Source organism: Mesorhizobium sp. M1396, from assembly GCF_040317725.1.
GTDB lineage: Bacteria > Pseudomonadota > Alphaproteobacteria > Rhizobiales > Rhizobiaceae > Mesorhizobium.
Genome location: NZ_JAMYLA010000004.1, coordinates 28,416 through 48,107, shown reverse-complemented (window position 1 = coordinate 48,107; position 19,692 = coordinate 28,416). Strand labels below are relative to the sequence as shown.

Annotated in this window: 16 protein-coding genes; 4 read left to right on the top strand and 12 right to left on the bottom strand. The window is 61.8% G+C overall.

The window, feature by feature from the left end:
* Positions 1–26 precede the first annotated feature (26 nt).
* From NKH02_RS03765 to NKH02_RS03745, 5 genes are all read right to left on the bottom strand, one after another.
* Positions 27–959, bottom strand: a complete 933-nt coding sequence (locus tag NKH02_RS03765) for an SMP-30/gluconolactonase/LRE family protein (RefSeq protein ID WP_352876482.1) — start codon at positions 957–959, stop codon at positions 27–29.
* A gap of 29 nt (positions 960–988) precedes the next feature.
* On the bottom strand, positions 989–2,044 hold the full coding sequence (locus NKH02_RS03760) for an ABC transporter permease (protein ID WP_352876481.1): 1,056 nt from the start codon (positions 2,042–2,044) through the stop codon (positions 989–991).
* Positions 2,045–2,062: 18 nt separating this feature from the next.
* A complete protein-coding gene (locus NKH02_RS03755) occupies positions 2,063–3,559 on the bottom strand; it encodes a sugar ABC transporter ATP-binding protein (protein WP_352876478.1) in 1,497 nt (498 codons plus the stop codon).
* A gap of 81 nt (positions 3,560–3,640) precedes the next feature.
* A complete protein-coding gene (locus NKH02_RS03750; protein WP_352876617.1) occupies positions 3,641–5,050 on the bottom strand; it encodes a gluconokinase, GntK/IdnK-type in 1,410 nt (469 codons plus the stop codon).
* Positions 5,051–5,069: 19 nt separating this feature from the next.
* Positions 5,070–5,807 carry an SDR family oxidoreductase gene (locus NKH02_RS03745; RefSeq protein ID WP_352873620.1) on the bottom strand — a complete coding sequence of 246 codons (738 nt, stop codon included), beginning with the start codon at positions 5,805–5,807 and terminating at the stop codon, positions 5,070–5,072.
* Positions 5,808–5,980: 173 nt separating this feature from the next.
* Between NKH02_RS03745 and NKH02_RS03740 the strand changes: the two genes are divergently transcribed.
* Both NKH02_RS03740 and NKH02_RS03735 read left to right on the top strand, forming a co-directional pair.
* Entirely contained in the window at positions 5,981–6,901 is a 921-nt protein-coding gene (locus NKH02_RS03740) for a 2-hydroxyacid dehydrogenase (protein ID WP_352876614.1), read from the top strand.
* Positions 6,902–6,916: 15 nt separating this feature from the next.
* Positions 6,917–7,948 (top strand): L-idonate 5-dehydrogenase, encoded by a 1,032-nt coding sequence (locus NKH02_RS03735; protein ID WP_352876476.1) that lies wholly within the window; start codon positions 6,917–6,919, stop codon positions 7,946–7,948.
* 40 nt (positions 7,949–7,988) lie between these two features.
* Here NKH02_RS03735 and NKH02_RS03730 read toward each other — a convergent pair whose 3' ends face one another.
* The 3 genes from NKH02_RS03730 to NKH02_RS03720 form a co-directional block, all read right to left on the bottom strand.
* A complete protein-coding gene (locus tag NKH02_RS03730) occupies positions 7,989–8,408 on the bottom strand; it encodes a GlcG/HbpS family heme-binding protein (RefSeq protein WP_352876474.1) in 420 nt (139 codons plus the stop codon).
* Positions 8,409–8,446: 38 nt separating this feature from the next.
* Positions 8,447–9,487: a LacI family DNA-binding transcriptional regulator gene (locus NKH02_RS03725; protein WP_352872549.1), complete on the bottom strand. Its 1,041-nt coding sequence runs from the start codon at positions 9,485–9,487 to the stop codon at positions 8,447–8,449.
* A 470-nt stretch (positions 9,488–9,957) separates the two neighbouring features.
* Entirely contained in the window at positions 9,958–10,320 is a 363-nt protein-coding gene (locus tag NKH02_RS03720) for a helix-turn-helix domain-containing protein (protein WP_352876472.1), read from the bottom strand.
* 214 nt (positions 10,321–10,534) lie between these two features.
* On the opposite strand from NKH02_RS03720, the gene NKH02_RS03715 reads away from it, so the two are divergent.
* Together NKH02_RS03715 and NKH02_RS03710 are read left to right on the top strand one after the other, a co-directional pair.
* On the top strand, positions 10,535–11,026 hold the full coding sequence (locus NKH02_RS03715; RefSeq protein ID WP_352876470.1) for an ATP-dependent DNA ligase: 492 nt from the start codon (positions 10,535–10,537) through the stop codon (positions 11,024–11,026).
* Between the two features lie 32 nt (positions 11,027–11,058).
* Positions 11,059–11,208, top strand: coding sequence for a hypothetical protein (locus NKH02_RS03710; protein ID WP_352876468.1), 150 nt, complete (start codon positions 11,059–11,061; stop codon positions 11,206–11,208).
* A gap of 364 nt (positions 11,209–11,572) precedes the next feature.
* On the opposite strand, the gene NKH02_RS03705 is transcribed toward NKH02_RS03710, so the two are convergent.
* From NKH02_RS03705 to NKH02_RS03690, 4 genes are all read right to left on the bottom strand, one after another.
* On the bottom strand, positions 11,573–11,764 hold the full coding sequence (locus tag NKH02_RS03705; protein WP_352876466.1) for a hypothetical protein: 192 nt from the start codon (positions 11,762–11,764) through the stop codon (positions 11,573–11,575).
* A gap of 799 nt (positions 11,765–12,563) precedes the next feature.
* A complete protein-coding gene (locus tag NKH02_RS03700; RefSeq protein WP_352876612.1) occupies positions 12,564–14,225 on the bottom strand; it encodes a DNA polymerase/3'-5' exonuclease PolX in 1,662 nt (553 codons plus the stop codon).
* Positions 14,226–14,332: 107 nt separating this feature from the next.
* Positions 14,333–16,246, bottom strand: a complete 1,914-nt coding sequence (ligD, locus tag NKH02_RS03695; RefSeq protein ID WP_352876464.1) for a DNA ligase D — start codon at positions 16,244–16,246, stop codon at positions 14,333–14,335.
* A gap of 382 nt (positions 16,247–16,628) precedes the next feature.
* Positions 16,629–19,490: an ATP-binding protein gene (locus NKH02_RS03690; protein WP_352876462.1), complete on the bottom strand. Its 2,862-nt coding sequence runs from the start codon at positions 19,488–19,490 to the stop codon at positions 16,629–16,631.
* Positions 19,491–19,692 lie beyond the last annotated feature (202 nt).

Genomic DNA, 19,692 nt, shown 5'->3' with positions numbered 1-19,692 from the left:
GGCTTTCGATTGGGGTTGGCGTCATGTCACTGGCTGATATCGCCCGCCACCGGACCAACGCCGGCCGGATGTGCGTTGACGTAGATGGCGTAGAGGGATGTCTGCGCCGTGAAGTAGAGGCGGTTGCGCTTGGGACCGCCGAAACAGACATTGGAAACAAGCTCGGGAACCAGGATACGGCCGATCAGGGTTCCGTCCTGTGCATGGACGCGCACCGAGTCGGCGCTGGAGGCCCAGATGTTGCCGTCGCGATCGACGCGGAAACCATCGAATAGGCCTGCCCCGCATTCGGCAAGGATGCCGCCTGCACGCGCCGACCGGCCGTCGGCAAGGTCATAAATCCTGATGGCGCGCGGCAGGCCGGGCACGTGGCTGGCGCCGCTGTCCGAAACATAGAGGATCGTCTCGTCGGGCGAGAAAGCCAGGCCGTTCGGCTGCACCATATCGGTGATGACGGCGCTCACCTCGCCCGAAACCTCGTCGAACCGGTAGACATGGGAGCCGCCGATCTCCGCTCTGGCGATCTTGCCCTCGTAGTGGCTTTCGATGCCGTAGACCGGGTCGGTGAACCAGATCGTGCCGTCGGATTTGACCACCACGTCATTGGGTGAATTGAACCGCTTGCCGGCAACGGTCTCGACAAGCGTCCGCCAGCGCCCGTCATGCTCGAGCCGGGAGACACGGCGTCCGCCATGCTCGCAAGCAACGACGCGGCCTTCGCGGTCGAGCGTGTGGCCGTTCTGATTGTTGCAATGGGTCTCGAAGACACTGACGGAACCATCGCCTTCGTCGTAGCGCAGCAGCCGATCGTTGGGGATGTCCGACCACAGCAAATGCCTTGCGGCCGGTACATACACCGGTCCTTCCGCCCAACGGCTGCCGGTCCATAGCCGTTCGAGCTTGGCATGCCCGATCGTCAGCTTGCGGAACCGATCGTCGAGAACCTCGTAGTCGCTCATTTCATGATCCACGGGGTTGGTTCGGCTAGTCACTTCGAAGACTGTGCCACAGTCTTGATGCTGGCCCTGTGGCTCGCGCCGCGCTTGCGCTGGGCGTAGCCGGCAATGCCGATGGCAACGAGCAGCGTCACGCCGTTGAACAGCGGCTCCACGAAGAACGAGCCGCCGAACTGCTGAATGCCGGAAATACCGACCGCCAGGATGATGACGCCTGTCATCGTGCCCCAGACATTGACGCGTCCGGGCTTGATCGTGGTCGAGCCGAGAAAGGCGCCGACGAGAGCCGGCAGGAGATATTCCAGCCCGACGCTGGCCTGGCCGATGCGCAGCTTGGAGGCGAGGAGCACACCGGTGAGCGCCGTCAGGAAGCCTGACGAGATGAAAGCTCCGATGACAAAGCGGCGCACCGGAATGCCGTTCAGCGCCGCGGCCTTCGGATTGGCGCCGATGGCATAGACGTAGCGGCCGATCGGCAGATATTCGAGGATGATCCAGAGCACGACGGCAATGCCCAAGACGTAGAGGCCAGTGATCGGAAGCCCGAACACCATGGTGCCGTTCAGCGCGTAGAAGCCGTTGGGCAACACGCCGACAACTTGCCGGCCGCCAGTGTGCCAAAGCGCCAGGGCATAGAGAACGGTGCCGGTGCCGAGCGTGGCGATGAAAGAGTCGATGCGGGCGACTTCAACCAGCAGGCCATTGAGGAAGCCGGTCGCGGCGCCGAGAAGCAGCACGATCATCACCGCCAGCGGCCACGGAACGCCGAACATAGTCTGCAGGCTGATGGCGAGGATGTGCCACAGCACGATGCCGTAGCCAACGGTAAGGTCAATGCGCCCGGAAGCCATCGGGATCATCGCCGCCAGCGACAAAAGCGCGATGATCGCCTTGTCGGAGATGATCGAGCGCAGGTTGAGCAGCGTCGGGAACGTGTTCGGCAGCAGGATCGAAAACAGCAGGATCAGCAATACGGTGAGGATCACAAGGCCGTAGACCGGCAGCAACCTGATGATCTTCTGGCTAAGTGGCAAGCCCGCCATTTCGCCGCGGGTCGGTTCGAGTGCGCTGGATTCGATCGATTGCATGGCTTTGCTCCGGAAAAGTCAGGCGGCTTCGGAAGCCGATGCCGCGGTGATCACGGCGGATGTGGTCAGGTCGTTGCCTGTGAGTTCGCGAACGATGCGTCCTCGCGAAAACACCAAAGCGCGATGGCAGATATGGGCGATCTCTTCGAAATCGGTCGACACCACGACGACGGCGAGACCGGCTTCGAGCGCGCGGCCGATCAGCCGGTAGATCTCGGCCTTGGCGCCGACATCGACGCCGGCGGTCGGATCCTCGGCGATCAGCAATGTGCGACCGGTATGGAGCCAGCGCCCGACAACCACCTTCTGCTGATTGCCGCCGGACAACGCCTCGATCGGCAGGTTCGGGTCGTTGGGGCGCAGTCCGACCGAGCCGCCGATCACTCGGGCGAGAGCAGCCTCCTTGTGTGGCGCCAGGAAGGAGAACAGGCCGCGCTGACCGGCGCCGGGATTGAGGAAGCTGTTCTCCCGGATCGACAAGGAGGCCGCGATCGACTCCTCTGTCCTGTCGCGTGCGATCAGACCGACGCCGGAGCCCATGGCGGCGATCGGGCTCGACAGGTCGGGCGCAACACCATTGATCGTCACCGATCCAGAAAAAGCCTGGCAGCCAAACAGCGCCCGGCCGACCAGCTCCTGCCCGGCGCCGCGCAGGCCGACCAGGCCGAGCAGCTCACCCTTGCGCACGTCGAAAGATACCGGGCCGGCGCCGGCGCAGACAAGGTCGCGCACGGCGCAGATCGTCTCGCCGGTCTGCGTCTGAGCCTTGCTGAAAACCTGGCTGACCGGACAGCCGACGATCATCTCGACCAGTTCGTCGGGTTTTGTATCGGCGACCTTCTTCTCACCGACCAGCCTGCCGTCGCGCAGCACGGCGACCCGGTCTGCGATGCGGAAAATCTCATCGAGGCGATGCGAGACATAGATCATGCCGACGCCGCGCTGCTTGAGCGGACGGATGGCGTCGAACAGCCGCTCGACCTCGTCGGCCGGAAGGCTGGCGGTTGGCTCGTCGAGCACCAGCACATCGGCCTCGGTGGCCAAGGCGCGGGCGATGGCGACCAGTGATTTTTCGGTGCGCGTCAGGTCCTGGACACGCGTCGTCGGGTCGAAGTCGCAACCGACGAGCTTCAGCGCCTCGTGGGCACGTTGTTCGGTGGAACGCCAGTCGATCAGACCAGAGCGAAGCGAAAATCCCTGGGCGAGCCCGACATTCTCGCCGACCGTCATCCATTCGATCAGGCCGAGATCCTGGTGAATGAAAGCGACGGACTGGCGCTGGTTCGGCCGCGGCGGCCGATGATGATAGGGCTCGCCGCGAAACAGGATGTGGCCGCCATCGGGCCGGTAGATACCGGCGAGCGTCTTGATCAGCGTCGACTTGCCGGCGCCATTCTCGCCGAGCAGCGCCAGAATTTCCCCCTTGTGCAGATCGAGCGTCACGTCGGAGAGCGCGCGGGTGCCGCCGAACTCCTTCGTAATCGACTTGAACTCGATCAGTTTTTCCTCAGCCACGAAGCGTTTCCTCCCGAGATCGCAAAACTATGTTATCGATAACATTTCTGGGCGTCAAGCGGCAAGATCGAAGGCCCCCGATCAGCTTATCTTGCCGTCGAGCAGTCGCATCATCTCGGCCGAATCCCTAGGCCCCAGTCCGGCGGCGCACAGCAGGCGGTGAAGCTCCACGACCTGCCCTGTCATCGGCAGGGGCGTCTTGGTCTTCAGCGCGAAAGCCTGCAGCGAATCCAGATCCTTCAGCATATTGTCGATGCGGCCGGTCGGCGAAAAATCACGGGCGGCGAACTTCCCCATGAACTCCTGCATGATGCTGGAATCGGCACGGCCGCCCTTGAGCGCCGCCGGGATCGCCTTCGGATCGACTCCGCCCGCTTCGGCGAGTTTTACGGCTTCGGCGACGGCCTGGAACAGCACCGCGCAGAACAGCTGGTTGATCAGCTTGGTCGTCTGCCCTGCCCCGCTCGGCCCCATGAGCGTGTAGTTGGCGCAGAGATGCCGCATCACCGTACGGGCGTGTTCAAAATCGGCCGCCTCACCGCCCGCCATGATAGTCAGCCGGCCGGCCAATGCGCCCGGAACGCCACCCGAAAGCGGGCAATCGAGCCATTTCATGCCGGTCTCGGCCGAGAGCCTGCTGGCCATTTGCGCGGTGTCGGCAGGATCGATCGAGGACATGTCGATCAGCAGTTTTTCGGGTGACGCACTCGCCGCGACACCGCCATCGCCAAACACCACCGAACGCACGATATCGGCATGGTTGAGGCTGAGGATGACGAAGCTGCTCACCCGTGTTGCCTCGGCAACTGACGCGGCGGCAGCCGCACCCTTTGCAGTCAGGGCGGCGACCTTTGCCTTGTCCAGATCGAATACCGTAACCACTTGCCCCGTCTCGATCAGACGGGTGGCGATCGCCGACCCCATGATGCCGGCGCCGACAACGGCGACTTTTACTGCTTGCGTCATCTCAACGTGCCTTTTTCCTTGATCCTGACAGGGGCGAACCCCAAAGGCGCCCAGCCCCTGCAACGCCGCATCGGCAATCCTGTCGACGGGCGCGGCGATGTCCACCGTGACCACCAGCGGTTCGTCGCCGGGATACTCCAGTGTGGCGAGCTGGCTGTCGAGCAGCGCCGGTGGAAAGAAATGGCTGCGTCGCTCGGCGATCCTGGCCTGTAGCAAGGCATGTGACCCGTCCAAAAATACGAAAAGCAACCGCCCGCCAGACCCGTGGCGAAGGCGATCGCGATAGGATTTCTTCAGCGCCGAGCAACTCGCGACGAGCCCATGGCCTTCCTCATCCGCATGGCGCAAGGCTGCACCCAACAGGTCAAGCCAAGGCCAACGATCATCGTCGGAAAGCGGTATGCCCGCCGACATTTTCTCGACATTGCCGCGCGGATGCAGCGTATCGCCTTCGACGAAGGCAAGCCCAAGCCGCGCGGCGATCTCGACGCCGACTCTCGTTTTGCCACAGCCGCTGACGCCCATCACGACGATGAGCGGGGGCTCAAAGGCAGGTTGTGATGCCGCCATCGACATAGAGCGTGTGTCCGTTGACAAAGGATGAAGCCGGGCCGGCCAGAAAAACCGCCGCGCCGACCAGTTCGCCGACATTGCCCCAGCGCCCCGCCGGCGTGCGGTTGGTCAACCAGGCCGAAAACTCGGGATTGTCGACCAGCGCCTGGTTGAGCGGCGTCTTGAAGTAACCCGGCGCGATGGAATTGATTTGCAAGCCATGCTTCGCCCAATCGGCACACATGCCGCGCGTCAGGTTGCGCACAGCGCCTTTCGTGGCCGTATAGGGCGCAATGTTCGTCCGTGCCAGTTCGCTCTGCACCGAGGCAATATTGATGATCTTGCCGCGCCGCCGCGGGATCATGTGCCGCGCCGCCGCTTGCCCGACGAAGAACACGCTGGAGATGTTGGTGCGCAGCAATTCATCCCACTTGTCGGCGGGAAACTCCTCGAGCGGCGCCCGAAACTGCATGCCCGCGTTGTTGACAAGGATGTCGATCGCGCCGAGCGTGGCCTCGATCTCGGCGACGCCTTTGACGACCGCTGCGTGATCGGTGACGTCGAAGACGGCGCTGTCGACCTTGTGTCCCTTCGCTGTCAGTGCATCCGCCGCCGTTCTGACTTTTTCGGCGCTGCGTCCATTGAGCACGATTTCGGCGCCGTGCTGCGCCAACCCCTCGGCCAGCGCCAGGCCGATCCCCTGACCCGAGCCGGTGACCAGCGCCCGCATGCCGGTCAAATCGAACAATGAACTGCTCAAATGCTCCTCCCGAAGAATGTCCCCTGAAGTGGTGCGATTTCCATCGCGCCGCGGCCAGACCCTATTGACATGAATGTTATCGATAACATAGTCAATGGGAAAAATGAACTCGCACAGGAGATGACGCGGTGACCGACATTTTGATGACAGGCCCCTATCCGGCTTGGGACATGGGAGACCTTGAGGCGAAATATCGCGTCCACAAGCTTTGGCAGGAAGAGGACAAGGACGCGCTGCTCTCAAGCCACGCCGGCGCGATCCGCGCCATCGCCACGCGCGGCGAGCTGGGCGCCAGCGCCGCTCTGATGGCAAAACTGCCGAAGCTCGAAATCGTTTCCTGTTATGGCGTTGGCACCGATGCCATCGACCTCGACTACGCCAGGGCGAACGGCATCCGTGTCACCAACACGCCGGATGTCTTGACCGAGGATGTGGCCGATATCGGCATCGGGCTGCTGCTCGCCGTCGCGCGAAAAATCCCGCAGGCAGACGCCTATGTGCGCGATGGAAGCTGGCGCAAGGGCAATATGGGGCTGGTTACGCGTGTCTGTGGAAAAAGGCTGGGCGTTGTCGGCATGGGCCGCGTCGGTGCGGCGGTGGCGAGGCGCGCGGCTGCCTTCGACTGCGCAATTTCCTATTTCGACAATCGCAAGCGCGACGATCTTCCTTATACTTTTGTCGGCGATCTGCTCGAACTGGCGCGCGACAGCGAATTTCTGATCGTAACGCTGGCGGGCGGCGAAAGCACGAAACACATCATCAATGCGGCGATCCTGGCAGCGCTCGGAGCGGACGGCATCGTGATAAACATCTCGCGCGGCAGCACGGTCGATGAGACCGCGCTGCTCGCCGCGCTGGAATCCGGCGCGATCAAGGGCGCCGGGCTCGACGTGTTCTGGAATGAGCCGACAATCGACGAGCGCTTTCTGAAGCTTTCCAACGTCGTGTTGCAGCCACACCACGCCAGCGGCACGGTTGAGACCCGCAAAGCCATGGGTCGACTTGTCCGCGACAACCTCGCCGCCCATTTCGGCGGGGAATCCTTGCTGACACCGGTCGTTTGAGAAAGGATCGCGTTCATGAAGTCGATCGTCATCCATGCGGCAAAAGACCTGAGGATCGAAGAGACCGATCCGGGCGTTCCTGGCGATGGACAGGTCGAGATCGCCGTCGAAGCGGGCGGTATCTGCGGCTCGGACTTGCATTATTACAACCATGGTGGCTTCGGCGCGATCCGCCTTCGTGAACCCATGATCCTTGGCCACGAGGTTGCCGGCACGGTGCAGGCGATGGGCGGCGGGGTTTCCACCCTCGCTGTCGGCGACCGCGTGGCTATCTCGCCCAGCCGGCCCTGCAATGCCTGCCGCTACTGCCTGCAAGGCATGCAGAACCAGTGCTTGAACATGCGCTTCTATGGCAGCGCCATGCCCATGCCGCATATACAAGGGGCGTTCCGCCAGCGCCTGGTCGCGGAGGCGTGGCAATGCCACAAGGTCGCGGATCACGTTTCCATCAACGAAGCTGCCTTCGCCGAGCCGTTCGCGGTGACGCTGCATGCCCTCAACCGCGCCGGCTCGCTGCTCGGCAAGCGCGTCCTGGTCACCGGTTGCGGGCCGATCGGCGCGCTTTGCATCCTCGCCGCGCGCGCCCACGGCGCGCGCGAGATCGTCGCCACCGATGTCATGGACGGCGTGCTGGCGAAGGCGCTTGAGATCGGCGCCGACCGCGCGATCAATGTCGCAACGAACAGCGAAAAGCTCGCCGCCTATAATGTCGATAAAGGCACCTTCGACGTGATGTTCGAGGCCTCCGGCAACGAGCGCGCCGTGCGGGCCGGCCTCGATGTTTTGAAGCCGCGCGGTGTGCTGGTGCAGCTCGGCCTCGGCGGCGACGTGTCCCTGCCGCAAAACCTCATCGTCGCCAAGGAGATAGAGATGCGCGGGAGCTTCCGCTTTCACGAGGAGTTCGCGCTCGCCGTCGACCTGATCAACAGCCGTCGGGTAGATGTCAAACCGCTGCTGACCGGCGTCTACCCCCTCGACCAAGCGGTTGCGGCTTTCGAGATCGCTGGAGACCGCAGCAAATCCATCAAGGTCCAGATCGCGTTCTGAAGATCCTTTGGTTGCACCGGAGGCGCATCGGCAGATTGCCTTAAATGACGTCGGCGCCGATCGCCGCCAGCGCGGCGCGTGCCACGTCGGAATCCTGCTCGCCGGTTCCCGAGCCGACACCGATGCCACCCGCCAGGCGTCCGCCGAAGCGGATCGGCAAGCCGCCAGGCAAATTGGTCACACCGCCCTGTGAGGCGATCGCGGCCGAGAGCGCCGCCTCGAACGCCATGCCGCCGGTGGCAGCATTGATTGACGCCGCCGTGCGCGCCTTTGCCTGCGCCGTGCGCAGGCTCAAGAAACGTGCGCCGTCCATACGCAGGCTGGCGAGGGTCTCACCGCTCGCATCGACGACCACAAGACATTGCGGCACGCCCATCGTGACGGCGCGCGTGGCTCCGGCAGCGACGGCTTTCAAGGCGCCGTCATGTGTGAGACTGATGGTCTCTCGAAACATCACCATTGGAGCCGCCTTCGCCGTCTCAGATTTTGATGCAGGGCTCAGGTGCTTTCGCGCTCGACGACGCGATAGCCTGTGAGGACGATTTCCTGTTGGTGCTGCTTCTCGCCGCCGCGGATGATCTGGATAAGCCTGCGGGCAGCCTGTCGCCCGATGCCATAGCAGTCCACGTTCACGGTGGTGATGCCGGGATGGCAGAAGGCGGCAACCTCATAGTCGCCAAAGCCGGCAATGGCGATGTCCTGCGGGACCCGCATTCCACGACGCTTGCATTCCATCAGCGCACCAAACGCCGAGAGATCCGAAACGCATAGCACTGCTTCGGTGTCCGGCCAGCGTTCCAGCATGCTGACAACCGCCTGGCCGCCTTGTTCGATGGAGATCGGTGGCACGCCAAAGGAAACGAGGCGGCCGGTCGGCAGGCCGAGTTCTTCGATAGCTCGAATGAAGCCTTCGCGCCGCTGACTGCCGCGTGTGTCGCGCGAGGTCGTGCCACCGATGTAACCGAATTTGTGATAACCCTTCTTGGCGAGCGTCTTGACGAGAAGGCCCATGGCCTCTTCGTTGGAGAATCCGACCACCTGATCGATGGGCTTCGCGGGCAGCTCCCAGGTTTCGACTACAGGGACGCCAGCGTTTTTAAGAAGCCGACGGGCGCGCTCCGTATGGGCGCCGCCAGTCAGAATGATGCCTTCCGGCCGCCGACGGAGCATCGCTTCGATTAGCTTTTCCTCCTTCTCGACCGTATAGTCGGTGTAGCCGAGCAGAAGCTGGAGCCCCGTGCTCTCCAGTTCATCTGTAATGCCGCGCGCCGTATCGGCGAAGTTGGAATTGTTGAGTGATGGAACCATCGCGGCGACAAATCCAGTCTTGCGCGAGGAAAGGCTGCCGGCCGATTGGTCGAGCACGTAGCCGAGGTCGTTGACCGCGACCATGATCTTTTCCCGCGTCGCCTTGGAAACGCGACCCCCTTCCTTCAGGGCCCGCGAGACCGTCATGGTCGACACGCCCGCCCGCAGCGCCACGTCGACCATCGTCGGGGCGTAGCTCTCGCCCGGTCTCGATGAGGCTGCCTTGGCCATCAGCGCTCTCCACCGGCCGGCCGCGTCGATCTGACCGAGGCAAGCGCCAGACACTCAGTTACGAGGTTTATCTGGCGTCCTGCCGCGTTCATGAGCCACCTCTTAGAATCGGATCGAGTTCGATATGTTATCGATATCACCGAGAGCTGGCAACAACCAGGTCGTCAGGTCCGCCTTTGGTTCCGGTTCGTGGAAACTTCTCCCAATTCCAGATCGCGGTGCGGTGCAACTCAAGAACCTCGCCGATCCGGTCCGAGTTTATTCGCTGCAAGTCGGAATCCCCGCTCAGGCGAAGCCCGCCCCGCCCCCGGCGGTACCCAGACAGAAGAAAGAAGTTCGTCCACCTGCCATCCAAATTCGATCTCAGCGAAGCGACCGAGAAATTCCCGGCGGCGTCGAAGGTCGATAGATCAGGTCGGCGTACTGGTATGCGGACATGCGACCGCTGTCCCTATCACTGACTCGAGAAATTAGTTGCGATCGACAGGCTTCTGCCAAATGCGGCCTACCTCGTTGAGCCGATCAAGCCGGACATCATCTTCAGAGAGATTGGCGAGCGACGGCCCTTCAGAGGTAAAGACCACACCTGCGGCCTCCAATGCTCGTCGCATGCGAGTGAGGTTGCCGGCGCGCGGAACTCTGTTGCCATTCTCAAACTCGCGGATGGTGTCTGCGCTCACATCGGACCTGCCGCCTAGTCGCACACGGGACCAGTTCAAGAGGGCTCGTGCTGCTCGCGACTGCTCTGCTGTAAGGATTTGCAAAACGACCCTTCTCGCTACTGACTTCCCGCAGAACAGCGTGACGGACCGAAGGTTCCGATAGAATTTCATCAACTGCTAATGGAACGGCAACTCCGAGTTTTATGGCCTCTATCGCGTTGGGAGGTAGCCATGCCTTCGGTGAGATTGCGAGACTTAAGTCCTGTGCTGAACGGCAAAGGTCCCAAGCGCGAAACATTTGGCTCGGTCACTCATTACGGGGCTGCCGGCGAACATCTGTCCCTTCATCGTCGGTTGATGAGCGCCCGTCCTTGTAGCACGCCTAGTGGCGGCTGCTCATCATCGGGAGGTTGGACATGGGAAGCCGCCGGTCAGCGACGACTGGATCCACGAAATCAAGTATGACGGCTTTCGCACCCAGATGGTGCTCGATTGGGCCGGCGGTCGCGCTTTTACCAAGATGGGGCACGATTGGTCCAAGCGCTATTGGCCGATCGTCACGGCGCTGGAAAAGCTCAAGGCGAAATCACTGATCCTCGACGGCGAGATGATCGCGCCCGAGGAGTGCGAGGATTTGCGCCCGCGGCCGGCGATCGAGCGCAAAGCGATCCTGTGGGATCTGATCAAGCCGGCTGACGGCATTATCCAATGCAGCCAGCATGTCGAGGGCGGCGGTGCGGAGTTCTTCGAGGCGGCCGAGAAGATGGGTCTCGAGGGCATGGTTTCGAAACAGTACCGCAAGGGCGTATTGATGCTGGCCGCTGCCTTGTTGCTTGCATCGGCTGCGTTCGCGATCTGGTGGGCCATCTTTCGATGAGCACGCGCGGGGTCAACTTTCTGGACAAATGGATGGCAGAACATCTTCCAAACGCCATCACCGACGATCCTGTGGCCATCAGCGACCTTGCAGACGAGGCGATGAAGGCGGCCGACAGAGAAGGGATTCCCGCCGACGAAATCAACGAAGAAGTCTTGAGCGTGCTCGAGGTCATTTTTTGATGCCATGCAGCATCGCGGCAGCATCGCGCCGGCGGCTTGGCAGGCTGATGGGCACGGCAGGGAAAAGCCGGCGGACGTCGTCTTGGGGAAGGCGTCGCCGGCAAGTGGCAGGCAGTTGGGCGGGGGTGGGCGGTAGCCTGCCAATTCATTCGCGCCGGCACTATGATCTCAACTGACCTGCTTAGCTAGTGGTAAATTAGCGCGGCCCATCTGGTCTCAGATTGCCGGGACAAAGTGCCCGAGAACTCCTCCCCGGCCATGCGGCCCGACACCCTTTTGACAGAGGGAATGCCAACAAGGCGCCGGGCCTAGCCGACGAGCTGTCTGCGGAATCGCCCGCCGTCATGCGCTGGTCGGTCACGCCCTACAGCCGGACGAACTCGTCGAGCTGCAGGCGTATTCGCTGCCCTTCCGCGAAGGCTAGGGCGAGCGATTCCAGTTCGAATGACCGGGTTAGTTCCTGGTCTTCCCCGACCACCCGGACGAACCATTCGCCACAGGCTTCGACCACTTCGATGCAAGCATGCCTCTTGCCGTTTGGTATGTCACTATCCATCGCATTGCCTCCCGCAACATGAGGACAATCGCGAATTTATATGAGTGCTCAAATCGACCACAAGGCTTGGTACAGATCGTACAAATCGTAGGGAGCGCAACCCCTGGCTCCCGATCGAGGACGTCGGCCGGCAATTGGTACCAACCCGTCCGCTGGAACAAGAAGGCGGCTCCGAGATGGGCATGTCGAGTGACCATGTGCGGTCCTCAGCGATGATCAGTGTTCGGTCACCGTGTGCCTCCAGTCCATAGGAACTCGACGATCTGCCCGGCTCGACGGCCAGCTGATAGCAGCCGTTGTCTTGCTTCTCGTCGCCGGCTAGGAGGCGGAGCGCCCAGCCATGGCCTTGCGCCCCGGCGATGACGCGCTCGATGGGCGTCGGGGCTGTCGAGCAGCGTCGGGTTCATTTCGTCAAGCCAGGCGACAGGGAGCCACCGCCGGCCGCGCACGCCCTCGTCGGCCGCGACACAGGCCGAGCACAAATCGTGCTCGACCCAATGGCACGCTATGCCGTCCGTGACGCAGGCGTTGTTTTCGGTGCAGCCGCACATCCGGCAGGCGCGGATGTGCTCGACCACGACCTGGTTACGGTCTGGCGCGAACAGGACGCAGCGACCGCTGCCAGAGAATAGGCGGCGAGCCGCGAGGGAGGCCGCTAAGAAACATGCTAAGAAGCGGGCGCGGACCTGCAGCTTCAGCAGGCTATGGCCCCGATGAGAACTCGCACTCCAGTTTGCGCGGCTGGGAAGATTTCGAGAAGGACGGACTCCTGCGCTGATAGGCCGGGCGCACAAGCAGGTTAGAACATTTGCCTGCGGCGTGCGAGATGCGCAAGGAGGGCCGTCAAACGCATCGCATTCAGGACCCGCTTCGCAGGGACACCGCCCTTGCGCGCCATCTCGACACCCCAATGCATGTGGTCGAGCTCGCGGATCGAATGAGCGTCAGGATTGATGCTGAAGATGCAGCCCTGATCGAGTGCCTTTTGATGCCAGCGCCAGTCGAGGTCGAGGCGCCACGGATGTGCGTTGATTTCGACAGCGACGCCGTGTTTCGCACACGCTTTGAGGACTTTGTCGACGTCAAGATCATAACCGGGCCGGCGCAACAGTTGGCGACCGGTCATGTGCCCGATGATTGTCGTCCGAGGATTTCCGATCGCCTCAATGATACGCTCCGTCTGTTGTTTCTTTGGCAACTTGAAGCGGCTGTGCACGCTCGCGACGACGAAATCGAACTGCTCCAGGATATCATTCGGGTAATCGAGCGAGCCATCCGCCAGGATGTCCGCCTCGATGCCCTTCAGTATGCGAAATTTTCCATTGTATGCCTTGTTCAGCCGGTCAGCTTCGCGGTGCTGTTCAGCAATCTCCTGCAACGAAAGGCCGCCTGCGTAGTGAGCGGACTGCGAATGATCGGCGACACCATAGTATTCGAAACCGCGCCTGCGCGTGGCTTCAGCCATTGCCTCAAGCGTTTCAGTACCATCGGATGCGATCGTGTGAGAATGCAGGATGCCATGCAGATCTTCATCCCGAATGAGGACGGGTAGCTTCTGCTTTGCCGCTCGCTCAATCTCGTCCCTGCCCTCGCGCAATTCAGGCTCGATAAACTGCAAGTCTAGAGCTTGGTAGATTTCTTCTTCTGTCGCTGAAGCGATCAGCTTTCTCCCGCGATGAAGCCCGTCGGCGTTTAGGGTGAATCCCTTATCGGCGGCGAACGTCTTCAGTTGTTCGAGGTGGTCTGCCGAACCGGTTGCTTCGAGCAGGCGTGCGCCAAAGTGCTTCCTGTCCGTGACAACAAGCCTGAGGGTCGTATCCTGGATACCAGTCGACTTTCTGGCCTGCGCTACCAGAGCGAAGTCGGAAACGAGCTCGCAACCGCGCCGGAAGTCACCGGCAATTTCGACGCGCGAAAACTCTGGATGCTCTTGCTTCACCGATATGACCGCATGTTCGAGAAGAGCGGCGGCCTTATGCAGGTGAAGTTGCGGTTCGCCGCTTCGTACAATGGCCAGGTTCTGTAGGAGCTTTGTCTGAAGCGCGGCGCCGAGGCCTTTGACTGGGCGTATGCGGTCTTCTCTTGCTGCCGCCTCGAGCTCCGCCAGCGAGTTCACGCCGAGCGCCTGGTGAAGCTTGAGGATCTTATCGGGACGAAGCCCGGGAATGGCAAACAGCTCCATCACGCCCGCTGGAACATCCTCGCGCAGCTTCTCAAGGCTTGGGTGCGTGCCGGTATGGTAAAGCTTGGTCACGATGTCTGCGATCGCGTCGCCGATCCCCGGGATCTTGGTGAGGGCGCCGGCGGCGATGATCCGATCAAGCGGCTGCGACAGCGCCGTCAGACTGTCCGCCGCGCGCAAGTAAGCCTTTATGCGATAAGGATTGTCGTCGCGCAGGGACGATCGTTGCGCGTATTCCCTCAAAAGACTGGCGACGGTCCTCGCATCGATTTTTGCCATGGCTTCAGCCAAACGAGGCCGATCTCCGCGGGTTCCAATCAGGCAAGGCCATGAGCGCCGCGTTGCCCTTTGAATCCCGGCTTTACTGCCTCTTCCCGTGTCGGATGCTACAGATCGGGCAAGGATTGGTCAGCGCGACCCCATCCCGCCAGAGCTTTGGAGGCTGCGCGTTTGTTTAATTCAGGGGCATCGCCCACGTGGAAATGAGAGGGCGCATCTATTGTCTTCATCTCCGCCCACGTGATCGGTGCCGCGACAGGGGCGCCCGGACGTGATCTCGCGCTGTAGGGCATGATCGCGGTCGCCCCGCGCTGATTGCGTAGATAGTCCACAAAGATGCGACCCTTGCGGCGCGCCTTTGACAGCACGGCCGTGAAATGGGCCGGATCGCTCTGGGCAACCGCTTGCGCCAGGCGAGACGCGAAGTCCTTCACCTCTGGCCACTCGGCGTCAGGGGTGAGTGGCGCGATGACGTGCACTCCTTTGCCTCCCGTCAGCATCGGGAAAGTCGTAAGCCCCAGCGATTTAAGGATGGCGCGGAACTGAAAGGCAGCTGCACGAACGGCCTCAAAATCGAGGCCCTCATCGGGGTCGAGGTCGAACACGAGGCGGTCGGCCTTTTCGACATCTTCGATCCGAGCCCCCCATCCATGCAGCTCAATCGTTCCCATCTGGACGCAAGTCATCAGTCCGTCGGTATCGTCGATATAAAGATATGGTTCCTCGTGCCCATCCTTCTCCGTGATGCCGACGTGGTGGACTTTGTCGCCAAAGCTGCCGGCGTCGTGTTTTTGGAAGAAACACTTCTTCGCGCGGCCCTGTGGGCATCGAACCAGACTGATCGGCCGGCTGCCGACCCAAGGAAGCATGATCGCCGCGACCGCTGCGTAATGGTCGGCGAGCTGTCCCTTGGTGATGTTGGACTCCGGATAGATGACGCGTTCACGGTTACTTATCGCGATGGCGGTTGTCGCAGACCCGGCGAGATCGGCTGCATGACGTTCCGTCTCAAGCACGACCGCCTCCGGCTTCTTGTCTTCGCGGAGACCAAGGTAGCTCGGATGTCGTAACGTCCCTTCATTTGTCATTTCGGTGAAGGCAATCTCAGCGACCAGCTTCGGACGGAGCCAGTGTGCGCCGCGCACTTCGGCGCGTGGTGCGTCGACGGTCGCTGCCTTCTGCTCAAGCGGCGCCATGATCTTCAAGAGACGAAGAAGTTCAGCGGTATCGAAGCCGGTGCCGACTTTGCCGGCGTAACGCAGCTTGCCGCCGTCATGAACGCCAAGGATCAAGGACCGAAACGCTCGGACCTTGTCCGACGGCGTCCAGCCGACAATTACAAATTCCTGCCGCCTGACGCATTTGATCTTCAGCCAGCTTGCGCCCCGGGACGCCACATAACTCGAATCCGCAAGCTTTGAGATGAGGCCCTCAAGACCGGCTGCGCAGAAGCGATCGAGCAGCTCTTCTCCGCGGCCGACGATATGGTCGGAGTAACGAAGGACCGGATTTTTCGCTGGCAAGATCGCCTCCAGCTTCGCCTTGCGCTCAAGAAGAGAAAGCCTTGTCAGATCCTCGCCGTCGAGCTGCAGCAGATCGAACGCATAAAAGTCGATAGTCGTTGGGGCACCCTTCAATGCATTCTGAAGCGCCTGGAAGTTAGATCTTCCTTCCGCATCGACAACCACTGCCTCGCCGTCAATCAGGGCGGAGCGTACCTTCAGCTTGCGAGCCTCGGAGAGGATCGAGGGAAACCGGCTAGACCAGTCCAGACCAGATCGAGTGTAGGCTCGCGCCTCGCCACCGCCGACGGCAACGAGAATACGATAGCCGTCGTATTTCATCTCATGGATCCAACGATCGCCGGCAGGGACCGTGTCCACGAGTGTTGCAAGCTGCAACGGCCGGAAAGCGGGCGGCGCTAAAGTGACCTCGTCACGAGCGGGCGACTTCGCTTGACTAGCGCTCGACCCATTGATTGCCTTACGCGACGTCGGCTTGACCACTCTGACCTGAGCCATACTCAGACACGAAATAGCGTTATCAGCGTCCAACGCGCGACCAATGCTTTAGTTTCGCTGCAGGCCGTATTGCTTTTCGCGATCATTGCCGACCCGCTTGATTAGCGCCGCGGCCTTAAGGCCTGTGCTTCCTGCCTCCGGCCCTTCCAACTTCCCGATTTGCGCACTGCTCACTGCCAATAATCAAGAGCAGGAACGCGCGCCCCTTCTGCCATCGGCTTTAGAAGCCCGACATTCCGGTTCCTGCCCCCTAAACGGCCTGTCAACTTTGCGCCCAATTCTCTGCCGTTGGTTGCAGCTTGGTGCTTCCTGAAAGCAGACACGTCCCGGCGACCACGCTGGAGTGTAGTCGCGCTGAAAGCGGCTTGGCAGCCAAGCCGTGCTAGTTCAGCGTTGCCAGCAAGCGTGCGGCCGCCTGGAGATCTGCTGTCTGCAGGCCCTCCCTGAATTGCTCGAAAATCGGGTGGAGAAGGGCCCGAGCGTCCTTGTGTCGTCCACGAGCGGCCAACAGAGAAGCAAGATCGACTGCTGTTCGCAACTCCCATGCTCGTGCCCCCTGATGATCGCTAAGTTGAAGTGACCGCCGATAACAGAGTTCTGCTTCTTCGCCGGCGCCAGGTTGCAAAGCTGCAAGAACAAGGTTGCCCTTTACGCGCAGCAGCTCCGGCAAATAGCAAAGATCGCCGTTTGCATCGACCTGCCTGATCGTCTCCTCAATCAGGGAGAGCGCTTCCGCTGACCGGCCCGTCGTGGCGAGGCCCTGAGCGAAGGAGGTGTTGAGCGATGTGGTGAGCATTTCATAGGGGGCGGCGTGGAGCTCGGCGAGTGAGTATCGAAGACTTTCGACACCGTCGCTCGCATTGCCCTGACGGGTGGCAATCTCCCCTCTGAAACCTCGCCCCAGCGCGAGATAAGGCCCGAGGGAATGAAATTCGGCCCGGGAGAAAAGCCGTTCGATGTGTTCTTCCGCGCTCTTCGTATCTCCGACCCACAGGAACAGCGAAACCGCCCAGACAAGTGCGATGGAGAGCGTCAGAGGATGGTCCAGAACCTCCGCATCCCCGATCGTCATCAGAGCGCGCACCACAGCCCGATCGGGATGGCCTTGCAGCCAGAGTGTCCTTGCCAGGATCGCACCGGCGAGAATCCTGCCGTCGAAGCCGAGATAATTCGTCGTGGTTTGGTTGGAACGCGGCCCGTGCCGCAATGCTGTTTCGAGCGCGGTCCGGGCTCGATCGAGTTCTCCGCTGAGGTGAAGTGAGATCCCCATCAGGGAATGCGCCAAAGTGGTGGAGACATGGTCCTCCAGGGTTTCGGCGATGACGGAACAGCGTTCCGCATAGTGCAGCGCGGTTCTGAATTCTCCCGTACGCATATGGAACATCTGCATCGGACCTAGAATCCGAAGCTGGTCGAATGCGTCGCCACGCCGATCGGCAATGGCGAGACTTCTGTCCAAAGCCACGCGCGCCGCATCTCTTCCACCGCGCGTGAACATCAGCGAAACGCCGAGCGCTGCCTGAAGATGCATCTCGTCCAATCCGCCGCTGGTGGTATCGTCGAGGGCAAGCATCGCCCGCGACGCCCAGCGATGACATTCGGTGAGCAAGGACATCGACAAAAAGAACGGCGCCGCGGCCGCAGCCAGCCGGACACCCAATTGCGTATCGCCGTCGCGTCCGAAACACCAATCCAGAGCCACTCTCACGTTGGCCAGGCCAGCGAGGTGAAGCGACCGTTGCGTGGCGGTTGCCAAGCTCGGCCACTCGGCTCCCGTTTGCTCCAGCCAGTGCAGGTAATGGGTCGCGTGACGTGCGGCCAGGGTCGCGAGCTCAGTCTTGTCGGCATTGAGCTGAAGGGCGTAAGCCCGGGTCGTGTCGAGCAGGCGATAGCGCATCGTTGCCCCGGCAGGCCTGACCGCTACCATCGACCGGGCGACCAGGCTGTCTATGGCGCCAAACACGAGATCGTCATCGACGTTTGCGCTTGTCACGACCTCGAGGACCGCATCGATCGAGAAATGGCCGACGAAGACCGCAAGCCGACGAAGCAGATGGCGTTCGAATTCGGACAACAGCCCGTAGCTCCAGTCCAAGGTGGCCTGGAGGGTCTTCTGCCTCGGCGGCGCGGTCCGTTGTCCCGGCCACGATAGTGTTAGCCGCTCGCCGAGAAGTTCGGCGGTTTTTTGCAGGCCGTAGCTGGCAACCCGCGCAGCCGCCAGCTCGATCGCGAGCGGCAGACCGTCGAGCTTACGGCAAATGTCGGCAATGATGGCTGCATCCGCGTCTTCAACCTCAAGGCGAGCGCCGCTGGCTGCAGCGCGTTCCAGAAACAGCTGGGTCGCCGGGTAGCTGTTCACCAGGGTCACGGTGAGGTCCGGATCGTCCGGCGCGCATGCAAGCGGCGCCAGCCTGTGAACGTGCTCGCCTTCGACCTGAAGGGGCTCCCGGCTCGTTACCAGCAGGTGGACTTGCGGCGCAGAGGCGAAGATGCGCGCCGCCAGGTCCGCCGCCGCGTCGATGACATGCTCGCAAGTATCGAGGATCAGGAGGATCCGACTGTCGGCCAGATAGGCTGTCAGACTGGACGCCGGGTCGTCGGATGGGAGGGAAAGCCCCAGCGTCGAGGCTATGGTCGTCGCAATCAGGCTCGGATCGCTCAGCGCCCCGAGATCGATGAAATGCACGGCGCCCGCGAATGCTTCGACCAGGTCATGACCCACCGCCACGGCAACGGTGGTCTTGCCGACACCGCCGGCGCCGACGATCGTAACGAAACGCGCGCCGGCCAATTGCGTTGAGAGGGCGGCGGCATCATCGGTCCGGCCCACCATCCGGATCAGGCGGCTTGGCAGATTGGCCCGCGGATAGCTGGCGGCGATCTCGCTCTGTACACCGTTTTGACCACCCGATCGAGAGACAGGAGCTACAAAGCAGTAGCCTCGCCCCGTCAGGGTGGCGATGTAGCGCGCGCCGTCCTTTCCGTCATCCAACGCCTTTCTGAGATTGGCCATGTGAAATCGCAGACTGCCTTCTTCGACGGTAACGTCGGGCCAGACATGGGCCAGTAGATCCGCCTTGCTGACGATCTCGTTGGGACGCACAGCCAGGGTTGCCAGTAGATCGAAGGAGCGCGCGCCCAGGTTTACAGGCATGCCTTGCCGAAGCAGGAGCCTTTCGCCCAGCGCTAACGTAAATGGACCAAACAATATCTTGTCGCTCGTCTGCGCGGCCGGCAATCTCATGACATCATTCTTCGCTGCATCCTGAAGACTTGGGAATATCCGGGCTGAGGTCTAAGACCTGTACCGCATAGCCGCCGGCAAGCGCGGATTTCGTCGCGTCGACCAGCGATTCGAGGCGGGACGTTAGGGCAATCCTGCCCCAAGAGGTGCGGTTACTGGCGGGCGCTAACACTCCATCACAGTGCATAACGGGCGCCCCAGG